The 13668-nt window shown below is 71.4% G+C and carries 13 protein-coding genes; 4 read left to right on the top strand and 9 right to left on the bottom strand.

The features are described 5' to 3' along the window. Window positions 1–32: 32 nt before the first annotated feature. Together hemB and ACIBTU_RS26550 are read left to right on the top strand one after the other, a co-directional pair. Window positions 33–1025: a porphobilinogen synthase gene (gene hemB / locus ACIBTU_RS26555; protein WP_399128959.1), complete on the top strand. Its 993-nt coding sequence runs from the start codon at window positions 33–35 to the stop codon at window positions 1023–1025. A 41-nt stretch (window positions 1026–1066) separates the two neighbouring features. After that, window positions 1067–2248, top strand: coding sequence for a winged helix DNA-binding domain-containing protein (locus tag ACIBTU_RS26550; RefSeq protein ID WP_399128958.1), 1182 nt, complete (start codon window positions 1067–1069; stop codon window positions 2246–2248). A gap of 5 nt (window positions 2249–2253) precedes the next feature. Here the strand turns inward: ACIBTU_RS26550 and ACIBTU_RS26545 are convergent, their stop codons facing one another. The 5 genes from ACIBTU_RS26545 to ACIBTU_RS26525 all read right to left on the bottom strand — a co-directional run bounded on the left by ACIBTU_RS26545 (window position 2254) and on the right by ACIBTU_RS26525 (window position 5339). Beyond that, complete coding sequence (locus tag ACIBTU_RS26545; RefSeq protein ID WP_399128957.1) at window positions 2254–2937, bottom strand: DUF4232 domain-containing protein; 684 nt, start codon at window positions 2935–2937, stop codon at window positions 2254–2256. 160 nt (window positions 2938–3097) lie between these two features. Further along, window positions 3098–3751 (bottom strand): hypothetical protein, encoded by a 654-nt coding sequence (locus tag ACIBTU_RS26540; RefSeq protein ID WP_399128956.1) that lies wholly within the window; start codon window positions 3749–3751, stop codon window positions 3098–3100. 58 nt (window positions 3752–3809) lie between these two features. After that, complete coding sequence (locus ACIBTU_RS26535) at window positions 3810–4268, bottom strand: pyridoxamine 5'-phosphate oxidase family protein (RefSeq protein WP_399128955.1); 459 nt, start codon at window positions 4266–4268, stop codon at window positions 3810–3812. A 20-nt stretch (window positions 4269–4288) separates the two neighbouring features. Then, on the bottom strand, window positions 4289–4504 hold the full coding sequence (locus tag ACIBTU_RS26530; protein ID WP_399128954.1) for a DUF397 domain-containing protein: 216 nt from the start codon (window positions 4502–4504) through the stop codon (window positions 4289–4291). After that, the gene (locus ACIBTU_RS26525; RefSeq protein WP_399128953.1) at window positions 4485–5339 is read right to left on the bottom strand and encodes a Scr1 family TA system antitoxin-like transcriptional regulator; all 855 of its coding nucleotides are present in this window, start codon (window positions 5337–5339) and stop codon (window positions 4485–4487) included. The genes ACIBTU_RS26530 and ACIBTU_RS26525 overlap by 20 nt, the downstream gene beginning before the upstream one ends. Window positions 5340–5475: 136 nt before the next feature. Between ACIBTU_RS26525 and ACIBTU_RS26520 the strand changes: the two genes are divergently transcribed. Then, window positions 5476–6042 carry an ATP-binding protein gene (locus tag ACIBTU_RS26520; protein WP_399128952.1) on the top strand — a complete coding sequence of 189 codons (567 nt, stop codon included), beginning with the start codon at window positions 5476–5478 and terminating at the stop codon, window positions 6040–6042. Window positions 6043–6103: 61 nt separating this feature from the next. Here ACIBTU_RS26520 and ACIBTU_RS26515 read toward each other — a convergent pair whose 3' ends face one another. The 3 genes from ACIBTU_RS26515 to ACIBTU_RS26505 all read right to left on the bottom strand — a co-directional run bounded on the left by ACIBTU_RS26515 (window position 6104) and on the right by ACIBTU_RS26505 (window position 9853). Further along, window positions 6104–6289, bottom strand: a complete 186-nt coding sequence (locus ACIBTU_RS26515; protein WP_399128951.1) for a hypothetical protein — start codon at window positions 6287–6289, stop codon at window positions 6104–6106. Between the two features lie 149 nt (window positions 6290–6438). Beyond that, window positions 6439–6618, bottom strand: coding sequence for a hypothetical protein (locus ACIBTU_RS26510; RefSeq protein ID WP_399128950.1), 180 nt, complete (start codon window positions 6616–6618; stop codon window positions 6439–6441). A 199-nt stretch (window positions 6619–6817) separates the two neighbouring features. Further along, window positions 6818–9853, bottom strand: coding sequence for a BTAD domain-containing putative transcriptional regulator (locus ACIBTU_RS26505; protein ID WP_399128949.1), 3036 nt, complete (start codon window positions 9851–9853; stop codon window positions 6818–6820). A gap of 217 nt (window positions 9854–10070) precedes the next feature. Here ACIBTU_RS26505 and ACIBTU_RS26500 point away from each other — a divergent pair, with 217 nt between their 5' ends. Then, window positions 10071–11330, top strand: a complete 1260-nt coding sequence (locus ACIBTU_RS26500) for an amidohydrolase family protein (RefSeq protein WP_399128948.1) — start codon at window positions 10071–10073, stop codon at window positions 11328–11330. Window positions 11331–11352: 22 nt separating this feature from the next. Here ACIBTU_RS26500 and ACIBTU_RS26495 read toward each other — a convergent pair whose 3' ends face one another. Further along, window positions 11353–13494 (bottom strand): PQQ-binding-like beta-propeller repeat protein, encoded by a 2142-nt coding sequence (locus ACIBTU_RS26495; protein WP_399128947.1) that lies wholly within the window; start codon window positions 13492–13494, stop codon window positions 11353–11355. Window positions 13495–13668 lie beyond the last annotated feature (174 nt).

The raw sequence follows: 13668 nt of genomic DNA, 5'->3' as shown, positions 1-13668 counted from the left end.
GTGTTCGTGTGGGTGTTCGTGAGGAGATTTCGGTGACGAAGTACGGGTCTTTTCCTGGAGCGCGGCCCCGGCGGTTGCGGACGACGCCGGTCATGCGGCGGATGGTCGCCGAGACGCGGCTGCATCCGGCCGATCTGATCCTGCCCGCGTTCGTGCGCGAGGGGATCGACGCCCCGGTCGAGATCGGGTCCATGCCCGGCGTGTACCAGCACACCCGTGACTCCCTGAAGAAGGCGGCGGCCGAGGCCGTCGAGGCGGGCGTCTCCGGGATCATGCTGTTCGGTGTGCCGCTGGACGAGAAGAAGGACGGCGCCGGCACGGACGGCACCGACCCGGACGGGATTCTCCAGGTGGCGCTGCGGGACGTGCGGGCCGAGGTCGGCGACGACCTGCTCGTCATGTCGGACCTGTGCCTCGACGAGTTCACCGACCACGGCCACTGCGGCGTCCTCGACGAGCACGGCCGGGTCGACAACGACGCCACTCTGGAGCGGTACGCGGAGATGGCGCAGGTCCAGGCCGACGCGGGCGCCCATGTGGTGGGCCCGAGCGGCATGATGGACGGCCAGATCGGCGTCGTCCGTGACGCCCTCGACCAGATCGGCCGCGACGACGTCGCGATCCTCGCCTACACGGCGAAGTACTCCTCCGCCTTCTACGGTCCCTTCCGCGAGGCCGTCGGGTCCTCGCTCCGGGGCGACCGCAAGACGTACCAGCAGGACCCGGCGAACGCGCGGGAGTCGCTGCGGGAGCTGGCGCTCGACCTCGAGGAGGGCGCCGACATGGTCATGGTCAAGCCGGCCGGACCGTACCTCGACATCCTGGCCAAGGTCGCCGAGGCCTCGGACGTGCCGGTCGCCGCGTACCAGATCAGCGGTGAGTACGCGATGATCGAGGCGGCGGCGCAGCGCGGCTGGATCGAGCGGGACCGGGCGATCATGGAGTCGCTGACCGGCATCAAGCGGGCCGGGGCGAGCATGATTCTCACGTACTGGGCGACCGAGGTGGCTCAGCAGTTGGGCTGATCCCGGGCAGGTTCTACGGGTCCGCGCGGCAGAATCGTGGCATGACGACGATCTCCGCGCGCGCCCTCAACCGGTCGACACTGGCACGGCAGTTGCTCCTGGAGCGCGCTGAGGTGTCGGCCGAGGACGCGGTACGGCGGGTTGTCGCGCTTCAGGCGCAGCAGCCCGCTTCGCCGTACGTGGCCCTGTGGAACAGGGTGGCGGGCTTCGAGGCGTCGGCGCTGGACGCTCTGTTCGCCGACTACCGGGTCGTGAAGTCCACGATGATGCGGATCACGCTGCACGCGGTGCACGTCGAGGACTATCCGGCGCTGCGGGCGGCCGTGGAGCCGACGGTGCGTGGGGCGCGGCTGCGGGACCGGCGGTTCCGGGACTCGGGGCTGACGGAGGCGGACGCGGCGCGGCTGCTGCCGGAGCTGCTGGCCCGTGCCGAACGACCGTGCGCCGGGCCCGAGTTGAAGGACTGGCTGGTGGGGGCGGCGGGGATCGAGGAGCCGGTCGCTCTGCCCGCCTGGCGGATGCTGCGCCAGTACGCGCCGCTGTGGCACGCGCCGGTGGCCGATGCTCCGTGGGCGTATGTGGGCAATGGCGGTCAGGAGTTCGTGGCGGCGGGGGCGGACAGCCGGCCCGCCCTTGAGGGGGACGAGGCCGCGGCGGCGGGTATGCGGGCGCTGGTCCTGCGGTACCTGGAGGGGTTCGGTCCGGCGACGGTGTCGGACGTGGCGCAGTTCGGGCTCGTGCAGAAGGGGCGGGTGCGGGCAGCCCTTCGTGAACTAGAGGATTCTGTACGGGAGTTGAAGGGCGAGGGAGAGGTTCTGTACGACGTGCCGGGCGGGGGCGTGCCGGACGAGGATGTGGCGGCGCCCGTGCGATTGCTGCCGATGTGGGACAGCGTGCTGCTCGCCTACGCGGACCGGGGGCGGGTGATCCCGGCCGAGTACCGCAAGCACGTGACCCGGGTGAACGGGGATGTGCTGCCGACCGTGCTGGTCGACGGGTACGTGGCCGGGGTCTGGCGGGTCGCCGAGGGCGGGGCCGGGATCGAGGTGGGGGCGTTCCGGGAGCTGCCCGGGGCGGTGTGGGAGGAGCTGGAGGTCGAGGCGCGGGGGTTGTTCGCGTTTCTCGCAGGGCGGGACGTGTCCGCGTATCGGCGTTACGACCACTGGTGGGTCAAGGGGCTGCCGGTGGCGCAGACAAGGGTCCTGGCGGGCTCGGCGGGCTGAGAGGGTTACTGCTTGCCGGTGCCGACGGGTTCGACCATGACGCCCTGCTCGGGGTGGGAGCCGTCGGTGACCGGGAGGCTGAGGGCGAACGCGAGCGTCTTGGAGTGCGTCTCGTTCGGGGGCGTGATCACGAGCCGGGTGACCTTCACGCCGGAGCCGCCGCTGTCGTTGCGCGGGGTGTGGAGGGTGAAGCGGGTGGCTTCGCCGTTCTGGAGGACGACGGAGGGGGCGGCGTTCTCGGTGCGGTTCGCGCTGATCGTGTCGCCGTCGGCGGTCTTCAGGTCGACCCCGGCGAAGCCCTTGAGGTTGCAGGCGTCGCTGGTGTTCTTGAGGCTGACCAGGACGTCGCCCTCGCCCATGCCGTGGGTGGCGGAGATGGTGAGGTTGGCGGTCTTGCAGGGGCCGGTGTTGATCTGGCCGCCACCGCTGCCCTTGTCATCGCCGGTGCCGCCCGTGGTGTTGCCGGTGCCCCCACCGGCGGTGCTGTCCGGTGCCGGGGAGGAGGCCTCCGTGCCGGGGGAGGAGGGCGCGGGCGAGGACGCGGACGAGGAGGATGCGGTGGGGTCGGTCGAGGCGGCGGCATCGTTGTCACCGTCGTTGCCCGACTGGCAGGCGGTGAGGGAGAGGCCGGCGGCCAGGGCGACGGCGGCGAGGGTCAGCGTCTTGGCGTGCTTCGACTGGGTGCGCATCGGAACGTCCTCGGGTGTGTGGGGGAGGCGGTGGCGTGCGGTCGTGGTGTCGTGCGGTCGTCTGTCGTGCTGTTCAGGAGGACCGGGGTGGGGGTGGGTTCCGTTCCGGCTGGGACGTGTCCCTGACAGGGCTGTTACACACGGTTCGTTCGGCGCCGGGTCAGGCGAACAGGTCGTCCGGCGGTCCGGGCGGGGCTCCCAGCGCCAGTTTCGTCCGGCACGACAGCACTGCCGTGGTGGCCCATACCCGTACGGCGGCCGGATCACCGGCGTGTTCGGCCAGGTGCCGGGCCGTCCGCTGGACGTCTTCGATCCAGTCGGTGAAGGGGTCCTCGGACAGGACCGCGGCGAACCTGGTGCGGGCGGAGGGGGCGTCGCCGGTCAGGGCGGCGGCCACCCCGGCGTTGAAGTTCTCCCAGAGGGAGGCGGTACGGGGTGGGCGGGCCAGGAGCCGACGGGTCGCGGACTGGATGTCGGCGAACTGTTCTCTGAGTCCGGTGACCTGCGCCTCGGCGGTACGGGCCAGCTCCGCGGCGACCGGGGTGAACTGGATCGCGTCGCGGTAAGGCTCTGTCCGGGCCTGCTGCGGGAAGTCGAACGTCACGTGCCCGACGTCCTGCCAGAGCCACATCACGCCGACGGTCAGCCCGCTGCCCTGGCTCCACTGCGGTGACGGGAACTCGACCGCGCCCAGCCACCACCCGTGGTCGTCGAGCCAGATACGCGACCGGCCCCGCTGCCTCAGTCCGAGGGGGCGGAGCCGGGACCGCGCGGCGGTGGCGACGAGTCGTGACGCGGGAGAGACGGCTGCCATGTTCGGCATTCTCCCCGGTGGCTTGGCTTGGCTTTGCCTGGTCTTGCCGTGGGGCCGCCTAACCGTTGATGTCGAGCGCCGTGCCGTACAGGCGGTCCACCTTCAGGCGGATCACCAGGCGGCGCTCGGCCACCTGCTGCTCCAGCCACGCGGTCTCGTCCTCCGGCTTCGCACCGCCAGGGATCATGCCGAGCAGCTCCCGGCCGACCTCGTCACCCGCGACGGTCGTGGCCTCCGTCGCCTCCGCCTCGCCCTCGGCGACCGCGAACGACCACACGTCGCCGCCCTGCACGTGCAGTGCCGTGCGGGGGTTGTTCCGCAGGTGCTTGACCTTGATGCGGTCCGCTGTCGTCGAGAACCGGGCCACGCGGGTCTCCGGGTCCCAGCTGTACAGCATCGTGGTCAGGTGGGGGTGGCCACTGCGCTTGACGGTGGCGAGCGTGCCGAACTGCTGCTTGCCGAGCAGTTCGGACAGGGCTTCGTCGGAGAGGGGGCGGGGCGCGGGTCCTTGGGTCATGCCAGCGCCAACGTTCTTGGCTACGCGGTAATTTCCGCGAGGAAGGCGGACCAGGCCCCAGGGGTGATCAGGAGGGTGGGGGCGGGGTCCGTTTCCGTGCCGGTCAGCTTGGTGTCGCGTACGGGGACGGTGCCGGGGAGGTTGGTGGCGACCTCTACGCAGTCGCCGCCGTCCCCGTTGCTGTAGCTGCTCTTGCGCCACTCGGCCCGGCTCAAGTCAGTCTCGTAGCTTGCCATTTCGGTAGTCCTCAGCCGCTTCCTCGATCAGGGCGAGGGACGCCTCCGGTGACAGCGCGGCGGCCCTGAGCCGATCGTAAGCCTTGCGGTACTGCTTCACGAGGGCCGGATCGTCGATGGTGTCGCCGCTGTACGAGGACTCTGTGTAGACCAGCGGTGGTGCATCGCTGAAGGTCATGACCTTGGCGGGGGCGAGCATCAGGGGATGCGGCCCGGCGTTCCACGGAACGATCTGTGGAGTGATGCGGTGTCGGCGGGCGAGCTGGGCGATGTGGTCGAGCTGGGCGGCCATGTCGGGGGCGGGGAGGACCGGGAGTCGGAGCAGGGACTCGTGGAGGATCGCCCAGTACTCCGGGGTGGAGTGGTCCCGGTCGAAGAGCGCGGCGCGGGCGAGCCGGGCGTTCACCTTCGTCTCCGAGGTCTGCTGCGGTTCCAGGGGGTGCGCCGAGCGGACGATCGCGTAGGCGTAGGCCTGGGTCTGGAGGAGGCCGGGAAGCACGTGCGGGGTCCACTCCTCGATGGACTCGGCGTGCTGCTCCGCCTCCAGGACCTTCTCGAAGTAGGCGGCGTGGCCCGCGCGTCGGGCCCGGCGGACCTCGTCGCAGCGGCGCGCGAAGAAGCCGTCCGTCTTGAGGACACGGTCGATGTGCTCGGCCAGGTCGCCGGGCATGCGGCGCTCGCCGCGCTCGATCTCGCTGAGGTGGCTCTGGCCGTAGAAGCTGCCCTCCACGAGCTGGTTGAGGGTGAGTCCGGCGGCTTCGCGCTGCCAGCGCAGTTCCTTGCCGTAGAAGCTCGGGATGCTCTCCGAGCCGTCGATGTCCTTGCGTCGTGCCATGTCCGCACCGCCCGTTCCACAACGTCCCCGCCGGGTTCCACGGTTCGCGTCCGGGAACCGAAAACCCTTCTACGGTAGGCGAGTTCGCGACACTCTGTGTGGCGTTCGTCACGGAACGCACTGAAAGGGACGGCGGATGTCTGGACACAGCGGTTACGAGATGGAGGACTGCGTGGAGGCGCTGCGCGGGGCGCTTGCCTCGCACGGGATCACCCTTCCCTCGCTTCGGGTCGATCTGCCGGCCTTCGCCGGGGACTACGCGCCGCCCATGGGTCTCGTCGCGCTCGGGAACTGCAACACGGGGACCGCGCGGCGGCTCGTCGATGCGCTGGGTGGGCGCGGCGTGTGGTGGGAGGTCGAGCTGGCGGCTCGGGGGGAGACCGTGCGGGCGGTTCGACGGGAGGTGGGGGCGCGGTACGGGCGCGAGGCCGAGCTGTGTGTCGCCGAGTTGCTCAACAACGTCGTACGGCATGTGGGGGAGGGCGTCGCGGCGCGGGTGAGGGTTCGGGCGGGTGGGGCGGCGCGGCGGGTGCGGGTGGAGGTGATTGATCCGGCGGTGGGGGCGTTGCCGGTGCTCGTCGTGGCGCGGGGGGACGACGAGTCGGGGCGGGGGCTCGCGCTGGTCGACGCGGTGGCCCTGGCCTGGGGGATCGAGGTGCGGGGGGAGGGGAAGGCGGTGTGGTTCGAGGTGGGGGTGGTGTGAGTACGCAAGGAGGGGCCGGGCTTGGTGTCCGGCCCCTCCTGGGGTGCGCTTGCTGTGTGGGTCAGCCTGCGTGGCTGTCCAGCGGGGCGATGGGGGAGTGGTTGTCGCCCATCGGGGCGACGGGCGTGTGGTTGTCGCCCATCGGGGAGATACCCGCGTGGTTGTCGGCCATTGCCGGGGTGGCCGCGCCGGCCGCTACGCCCGCGATCATCGCGGCGGTGACGAGGAACTTCTTGGTGCGCGTCATTCCAACTCCCTGGAGAAGAATCGGGCTTCGCTCTGCAAGCGGTGTCAGTCACTGGGAGGGGACGGCCGGATCGGTCCCGGACACGCCTCGGCCGCGGTGGCTCCCCCTCCGGGCCACCGCGGCCGATCCCCGTGCGAGGAAAGCGTGTGTCAGACCTCTTCGCCGGTCGCGTGGTTGTCGAGCGGCTTCACCGTCGTGTCGGTGGCGTGGTTGTCCAGCGGCTTGAAGGTCTCACCCGTGGCGTGGTTGTCCAGGGTGGTTATCTCCTCGCCGGTGGCGTGGTTGTCGAGCGGCTTGACCTCGGTGACGGTCTTCTTCGTTTCGCTCATCGCGTTCAAACTCCTGTGGTCTGTGGACGAGACCCGCCCGGCGACTCCCCCGTGGGTCGCCGGGCGGGATATCAGGGCTGCTCACCCTAGTGGCGCGATTTCACCACTGACCCGTCTGCCCCCCGACGCGACGGATCGACATGTATGAGAGTGCCGGGCCGCGATAAACGAACGATGAACGCGCCCGCAGTGGGCGGGCCTAGGCCGCGCTCGGAGTGAGCAGCGCTCGCACGGACTCAGCCTCGGGGGACCCCAACTCCACGTAGATGGAGAGGGCTTCCTGCCAGCACGCCTGTGCGCGGCCTGGCTGGTTCACGCGGGCGAGCGCCTTGCCGAGTACGGAGAGCACGTTACCTCGCCGCCATTCGCCGCCGATGCCACGCAGGACGGCGAGTGCCTGCTCGGCGAGCGCGGCAGCACGTGCCGGCTTGTGGGCAGCCAGGTCGGCCTCGGCCAGCCGGAAGAGGGTCATGCCCTCCCAGAGGCGCTGGCGGCTGTCACGGAAGACATCGAGCGCTTCCGAGAGCCGTTCTGTGGCGTCCTTCACCCGGCCTTGGCCGGTGAGAGCGAGCCCCAGGGCGTAGCGCCCGTTGGCGCCCCGCAGTGTGTGCCCCAACTCGTCGTAGATGGCGATCCCTTGCTCGGCCAACTCGACCGCGCTGCCGACGTTGCCCATGGCGAGCCGGATGCGCGACAGGTTGCACAGGGCGCTGGCTTCGCCCGCCAGGTTGCGGTCGGCCCGGAAGTCCTCGATGGCCTGTTGCAGGTAGGCCTCCCCGTCCACGTTCCGGCCCTGGTACAGCGCGATGATGCCGCGGTCGTTCGCGGACCAGCAGCGGGGAGCGTGGTCCCCGACGAGCTGTGCGAGATCCATGGCCCGGCTGGCCTTCTCGTCGGCCTCTGCGAAGCGACCCGCGACGAGATGGACATTGGTGAGAGTGGTCAGGGCGCGGCTCTGGACGAGGGCGTCATCGTCCTGTTCCGCTGCGGTGAGCAGGGACTGCGCGGCCATCTCGTACTGCTTCGAGTTGGCGCCGGACTCGACCAGGTCCTTTGCGGCCCAGAGCAGATCAACGGCCCGGCGCCGGTTCGGGCCCTCTGCGCATTGCTGGACACAGGCGAGCAGGGTGATGGCTTCGGCGTAGAGCCAGTCCTGAGCCGCATGCCGGTCACTGAAACGCAGCCCAGCCCTGCTGGTCGGCTCCAGGTGATCCACCAAACGGTCCCCGGGACGCTCGATCGCGTACACCCCCGCCGCCGTCGCCAGATAGAAGTCCAGGAGACGCGACATCGCCGCCTCCCTTTCCTCCGGCGGGAGTTCGTCGCGCTCGGCGCACGCACGCGCGTAGAGGCGGACCAGGTCGTGGTAGCGGTAGCGGCCAGGCGCCGCGGACTCCAGGAGGGACGTGTCCACCAGGGACTCCAGGACATCTTCGGTGTCGTCCTGGTCCAGGTTCAGGGCCGCTGCCGCCGCCGCGAGCGAGATGTCCGGGCCGTCGGCGAGGCCGAGGAGGCGGAAGGCTCGGGCCTGGGCGGGCTCCAGCTGGCCGTAGCCGAGTTCGAACGTGGCCTTGACCGCGAGGTCGCCGGCCTGGAGTTCGTCCAGGCGGCGGCGCTCGTCCGCGAGCTTCGCCGCGAGCACCGAGACCGTCCAGGTGCGGCGGGCCGCCAGGCGGGAGGCCGCGATGCGGATGGCGAGGGGGAGGAAGCCGCAGGCCGCGACGACGTCGAGGGCCGCCTCGCGCTCGGAGGCGACGCGCTCCTCGCCGACGATGCGCGTGAAGAGGAGCAGCGCCTCGTCGGGGGACATCACGTCCAGGTCGACGAGATGGGCGCCGGCCAGGTCGACCATGCGGACCCGGCCCGTGATCAGGGCGGCGCAGCCTTCCGTGCCGGGGAGCAGAGGACGTACCTGTGCGGCGTCGCGGGCGTTGTCCAGCAGGACCAGGACGCGGCGGCCGTCCAGCGTCGAGCGGTAGAGGGCCGCGCGTTCCTCCAGGGAGTCCGGGATCGCCGAGTCCGCCGTGCCGAGGGCGCGCAGGAACGAGCCGAGGACCGTCTCCGGCTCGGCCGCGCGGGCACCGGCGCCCTGAAGGTCCACGTAGAGCTGGCCGTCGGGGAACGCGGCGCGCGAGGCGTGGGCCACGTGCACGGCGAGGGTCGTCTTGCCCACGCCGCCGATGCCCGCGACGGCCGAGACCGCCATGACGGAGCCCGCGCCCGTCTCGGAGTGGGCGGAGGACAGGACCTCGCTGAGTTCGTCGACGAAGGAGGCGCGGCCGGTGAAGTCGGGGACCGTCGCCGGGAGCTGGGCCGGGCGGACCGGGGTCGCCGCCGGTTCCGCCGCGGGGGCGGAGGGCTCGGCGAGGGACGGGTCCGCGTTGAGGATGCGCTGCTGGAGTTCGGCCAGGCCGGGGCGGGGGTCCACGCCGAGTTCGTCGGCGAGGAGGCGGCGCGTGTCCGCGTAGACCGCGAGGGCCTCGGCCTGCCGTCCGGAGCGGTACAGGGCGAGCATGAGGAGTTCGCGGAGGCGTTCGCGAAGCGGGTGGGCGGCCGTGAGGGCCGTCAGCTCCGAGACCGCCTCGGCGTGGCAGCCCTGTTCGAGGTCCATGTCGAGGCGTGCTTCGAGGAGTTGGAGGCGCCACTCCTCGAGGCGGGTGCGCTGGGTCTCGGCGTAGGGGCCGGGGACATTCGCGAGCGGCTCGCCGTCCCACAGGCCCAGGGCCTTGCTGAGCAGGGCGCGGGCCTGGCAGAGGTCGCCCGCGTGCCGGGCCTTCTCCGCGTCGGTCCACAGGGACTCGGCGGCGGTGAGGTCGAGCGCGTCGCCGCTGAGGGAGCGGATCGCGTAGCCGCCGGACTCGCTGACCAGGACGCCGGGGTCGAGGATCTTGCGCAGCCGGGAGGCGTACGTACGGAGGGCGGCGAGGGCCTGCTGCGGGGACTCGTCGCCCCAGACGGCGTCGATGAGTTCACCGGCGGTCGCGGTGCGGCCCTCGCGGAGCAGGAGCGCGGCGAGGAGCGCGCGCTGCTGCGGGGAGCCGGTGGCGAGCGGGTCGGCGCCGCGCCAGGCGCGTACGGGTCCGAGCACGCTGAAGCGCAGCGGCTCCGGAACGTCCGAAGCGTCCGGAGCGCCGGGTCCGGGCTCAGGCTCGAGCGAACCCTCCGGCTCCGGCCACGAGGTGTCACCGGGTGTGCCGGACCGTCGCTGCTCCGGTACCCGCGGTACACCGTCCATCGTCGCCGACCCCCTGCCGCCGCACCAGCCCCGTTACATCTGCCGTTCGTGCCGTCCAGTCGGCGCGCCGTGTCGGCGGCGTCGCGGACGACCCCGCCAGTTTGCCTTGTTCATGACCGATACGTCAGCCGTGGGCGGCAGTCACCACAGACATCTCACGCATGTGCGCCCCGAATCGATAGCTGACGGATCGTCAGATCGGCGCTACCGTGAGCCCATGGAGACCTCGGAGAGCGCAATCGCCCAGAACGACCGGATGCCCACCGACTTCCCGCTCATCATCTCCGTCGACGACCACACGGTGGAACCGCCGACCGTCTGGTCCGACCGGCTTCCGAAGAAGTACGCCGACGTCGGACCCCGTATCGTCCGCGCCCCGCTCAAGGAGATGACCTTCCTGGGCGGCAAGTTCGCGCCGGTCATGGGCGCGCCCGGGGACGACGGGCCGATCGGTGACTGGTGGGTCTACGAGGACCTGCACCGGCCGCTCACCCGGCTCGACACGGCCGTCGGCTACGACCGCGACGAGATCAAGCTCGAGGTCATCACCTACGAGCAGATGCGGCCGGGGTCGTTCAGCGTGCCCGAGCGGCTCGCGGACATGGACGTCAACCACGTGCAGTCCGCCCTGTGTTTCCCGACCTTCCCGCGCTTCTGCGGGCAGACGTTCACGGAGGCCTCGGACCGGGAGCTCGGGCTGCTCGGGGTGCGGGCGTACAACGACTGGATGGTCGAGGAGTGGTGCGGGCCCGACGCCCGCGGGCGGCTCATCCCGCTCACCCTCGTACCGCTGTGGGACGCGGAACTGGCGGCGGCCGAGGTGCGGCGCAATGCCGCCCGCGGGGTGCGGGCCGTCGCGTTCTCCGAGATTCCGCCGCACCTGGGGCTGCCGTCGATCCACGGCGACGAGTGGGATCCGTTCCTCGCCGCGTGCGACGAGACCGGGACCGTCATCGCCATGCACATCGGGTCCAGCAGCAGGATGCCCTCCACGTCGGCGGACGCGCCGCCGGCCGTCGGCTCCACCATCACCTTCGCCAACTGCTGCTTCTCGATGGTCGACTGGCTGATGAGCGGCAAGTTCGAGCGCTTCCCGAACCTCAGGATCATGTACGCCGAGGGGCAGATCGGGTGGATCCCGTACATCCTCGAGCGGGCCGACGTGGTGTGGGAGGAGAACCGCGGGTGGGGCGGGGTCGCGGACAAGGTCCGCAAGCGGCCCAGCGAGTACTTCGCCGAGCATGTCTTCGGGTGCTTCTTCGACGACGCGTTCGGCTTGAAGAACCTCGACGCGATCGGCCTTGAGAACGTGCTCTACGAGACGGACTACCCGCACTCCGACTCGACCTGGCCGAAGTCGAAGGAGGTCGGGGAGGCGCAGATGGGGCATCTGGAGGCGGATGTCGTGGAGCGGATCGTGCGGGGTAATGCGATTGATCTGTTGGGGCTGAGTCCGGAGGGGCTTTGGGTGCCGTAGGGGTTCGTGCCGTTGCGGGCCCCTACTTCGGCAATCGGGTCGGGCTCTGCGCGTCGAAGGCGTGGAGGCGGGCGCCGGCCGTGGCGACCAGGACGACGCGGCCGGCCGTCCATACACGCGGTGCCTCCGGCTCCTCGCCGGTGGCACCGTCCGACGTCAGCCGGTCCGTGCTCCACAGGGTGGAGCCGGTGCGCCGGTCGACGGCCACGGTGCGGCCGGACCCGGTGGCGGTGAGCAGGACGTCGCCCACGACCTCGGGTGCGCTGAGGTCGTCCTGGTTCAGCGATGTGCTCCACAGGCGCCGCCCGTCGGCGACCGCGTGGGCGCTCGCCCGGCCGGTGGGCCGGATCGCGTACAGGGTCCCGTTGGTGACGGTGACCTGGGTGCGGACCGGCAGCGTCAGGTCGAGGCCGTCTGCCGTGGCACCGGAGGCGGTCACGCGGTAGTAGCGCAGGGGGCCGTCGTCGGCGGTCGGTTCGCTGAGCACGACGGACGAGCCGTCCGACGCCACCGGAACGAGGCTGCCCTTGGCCCTCGCCTTCCGGTACAGCGTCCGGGCGGCGCCCTTGCCGGTGAGCGCGTACACCGCGGCGTGGCCGTCCACGGCGACGCAGGAGACGAACAGCCGCCCGTCGACCGTGTGCGGGGCGCATTCGTGGCCGCCGCGCGGCAGGCCGGTGGGCCGGAAGGTCCAGCGCCGCTCGCCCGTGCGCAGGTCCCGGGCCTCGAACGGGGCGGAGGGGGTGGTGCGGGTGAGCACCAGGTCGTCGGTGACGGCGACGCTGTCCTGCTCGGTGTCCTGGCGAGCGGTCCACAGGGTGCGGCCCGTCGTGCGAGAGACGCCGAGCAGCTTGCCACCGGAGAGGATGCCGGACCTGCTGTAGGCGAGGCGCCCTTCGACGACGACGTCGCCCCCGGTGCCGAGCAGCGAGAAGCCGGTCTTCTCGTCGTTGCTGCCGTGCCGCCAGGCGACGGAGCCGTCCTTGATCCGGATGCGCGTGACGGCCATGCCCTCGGCCGCGCACATCAGGGAGTCCCCGGCCTTGTCGCACCAGGGGGTGCTGCCGCTGACCTGCCAGTCCGCCGGGAGGACCCCGGTCCGCCAGGGCCCCTGCCAGCCCGCGGGGAGTGTGCCGCCGAGGGCGGCGGCCGGGGCCGGGGTGTCGCGGGACTCGTACGCCGCCCAGACGCCGCCGCCCGCCAGTACGACGGCGGCCGTGGCGAGTGCCACGCCGGTCCTGATTCTGCGGCGCCGGCGTCGCGTGGGGTCGGCGAGGCGTGGCTGGTCGAAGGTGGTGCGGACGTAACCGGCCCGGCGCCCGTGGGCGCTCCCGGAGTCGTCGTCCGGGACCTCGTCCTCGTCGGGCAGCGCGCGCAGCCCCGAGAGCAGATGGCGCAGGCCGGGCCGGTCCTGCGGCCGCTTCGCGAAGCAGGGGGCGATCACCTTCCGCAGCACGGCGGGTACGTCGGTCAGGTCCGGCTCTTCGTGCACCACCTGGTACGCCGTCATGAACGGGCTCTCGGCGGTGAACGGCCCGCGCTCGGTGGTCGCGTACACCAGGACCGAGGCCAGGGAGAAGAGGTCGGAGGCCGGGCCGACGTCCTTGGGCGAGCTGAACTGCTCCGGAGACATGAAGGGCGGCGTACCCATGACCTGGCCGGTCGCGGTCAGCGTCTGGTTGCCCGCGGCCCGCGAGATGCCGAAGTCGATGACCCGGGGGCCGTCCGGCGACAGCATGATGTTGGCGGGCTTGAGGTCGCGGTGCACGACACCGGCGCGATGGATGTCGCGCAGCGCCTCGCCCAATCCGACGGCCAGCCTGCGCAGTTCGGCGCCCCGCAGCGGTCCGTACCGGAAGATCCGCCGGTCCAGGGTCTCGCCCGTGACGAACGAGGTCGCCATCCAGGGGCGCGCCGCTTCCGGATCAGCGTCCACGACCGCGGCCGTGTACGCGCCGCTCACCCGGCGTGCGGCGGCGACCTCCTGGCGGAAGCGGGTGCGGAACTCGTCGTCCAGGGACAGCTGTTGGTGGACGACCTTCAGGGCGACCTGCCGGCCGGTCGTGGACTGCGCCTCGTACACGACGCCCATGCCGCCCGACCCGAGCCGGTCGAGCAGGACGTAGTCCCCGATGACGCGCGGATCCCCGGCTGCCAGTGGCACAGCCCTGCACCCTCCCCCGAATGTGCGTGCGGTTCACGGAAGGGTAGGTCGTCCCGCGCGGGCGCGTCGAGGCGGGACCTGGTGCACCACCCTTGTCTGACGGGTCGTCAGGTATCAGGATGGGACGCCTCAACCGTCATTGACGACCCGTCAGGTGTCGCCGGAGGTGACGCC

The organism is Streptomyces sp. NPDC050145 (assembly GCF_044460245.1).
Lineage (GTDB): Bacteria > Actinomycetota > Actinomycetes > Streptomycetales > Streptomycetaceae > Streptomyces.
Note: the sequence above shows the minus strand (reverse complement) of the source record. Positions and strands in the feature narration are given on the sequence as shown.

What these genes read in the sequence shown, in the direction of transcription:
- ACIBTU_RS26505 (WP_399128949.1), bottom strand. Translation starts at nt 9,853, where the DNA reads ATGGACGGTGTACCGCGGGTACCGGAGCAGCGACGGTCCGGCACACCC.
- ACIBTU_RS26540 (WP_399128956.1), bottom strand. Translation starts at nt 3,751, where the DNA reads ATGGCAGCCGTCTCTCCCGCGTCACGACTCGTCGCCACCGCCGCGCGG.
- ACIBTU_RS26525 (WP_399128953.1), bottom strand. Translation starts at nt 5,339, where the DNA reads ATGGCACGACGCAAGGACATCGACGGCTCGGAGAGCATCCCGAGCTTC.
- ACIBTU_RS26520 (WP_399128952.1), top strand. Translation starts at nt 5,476, where the DNA reads ATGTCTGGACACAGCGGTTACGAGATGGAGGACTGCGTGGAGGCGCTG.
- ACIBTU_RS26510 (WP_399128950.1), bottom strand. Translation starts at nt 6,618, where the DNA reads ATGAGCGAAACGAAGAAGACCGTCACCGAGGTCAAGCCGCTCGACAAC.
- ACIBTU_RS26515 (WP_399128951.1), bottom strand. Translation starts at nt 6,289, where the DNA reads ATGACGCGCACCAAGAAGTTCCTCGTCACCGCCGCGATGATCGCGGGC.
- ACIBTU_RS26545 (WP_399128957.1), bottom strand. Translation starts at nt 2,937, where the DNA reads ATGCGCACCCAGTCGAAGCACGCCAAGACGCTGACCCTCGCCGCCGTC.
- ACIBTU_RS26535 (WP_399128955.1), bottom strand. Translation starts at nt 4,268, where the DNA reads ATGACCCAAGGACCCGCGCCCCGCCCCCTCTCCGACGAAGCCCTGTCC.
- ACIBTU_RS26550 (WP_399128958.1), top strand. Translation starts at nt 1,067, where the DNA reads ATGACGACGATCTCCGCGCGCGCCCTCAACCGGTCGACACTGGCACGG.
- ACIBTU_RS26530 (WP_399128954.1), bottom strand. Translation starts at nt 4,504, where the DNA reads ATGGCAAGCTACGAGACTGACTTGAGCCGGGCCGAGTGGCGCAAGAGC.
- ACIBTU_RS26500 (WP_399128948.1), top strand. Translation starts at nt 10,071, where the DNA reads ATGGAGACCTCGGAGAGCGCAATCGCCCAGAACGACCGGATGCCCACC.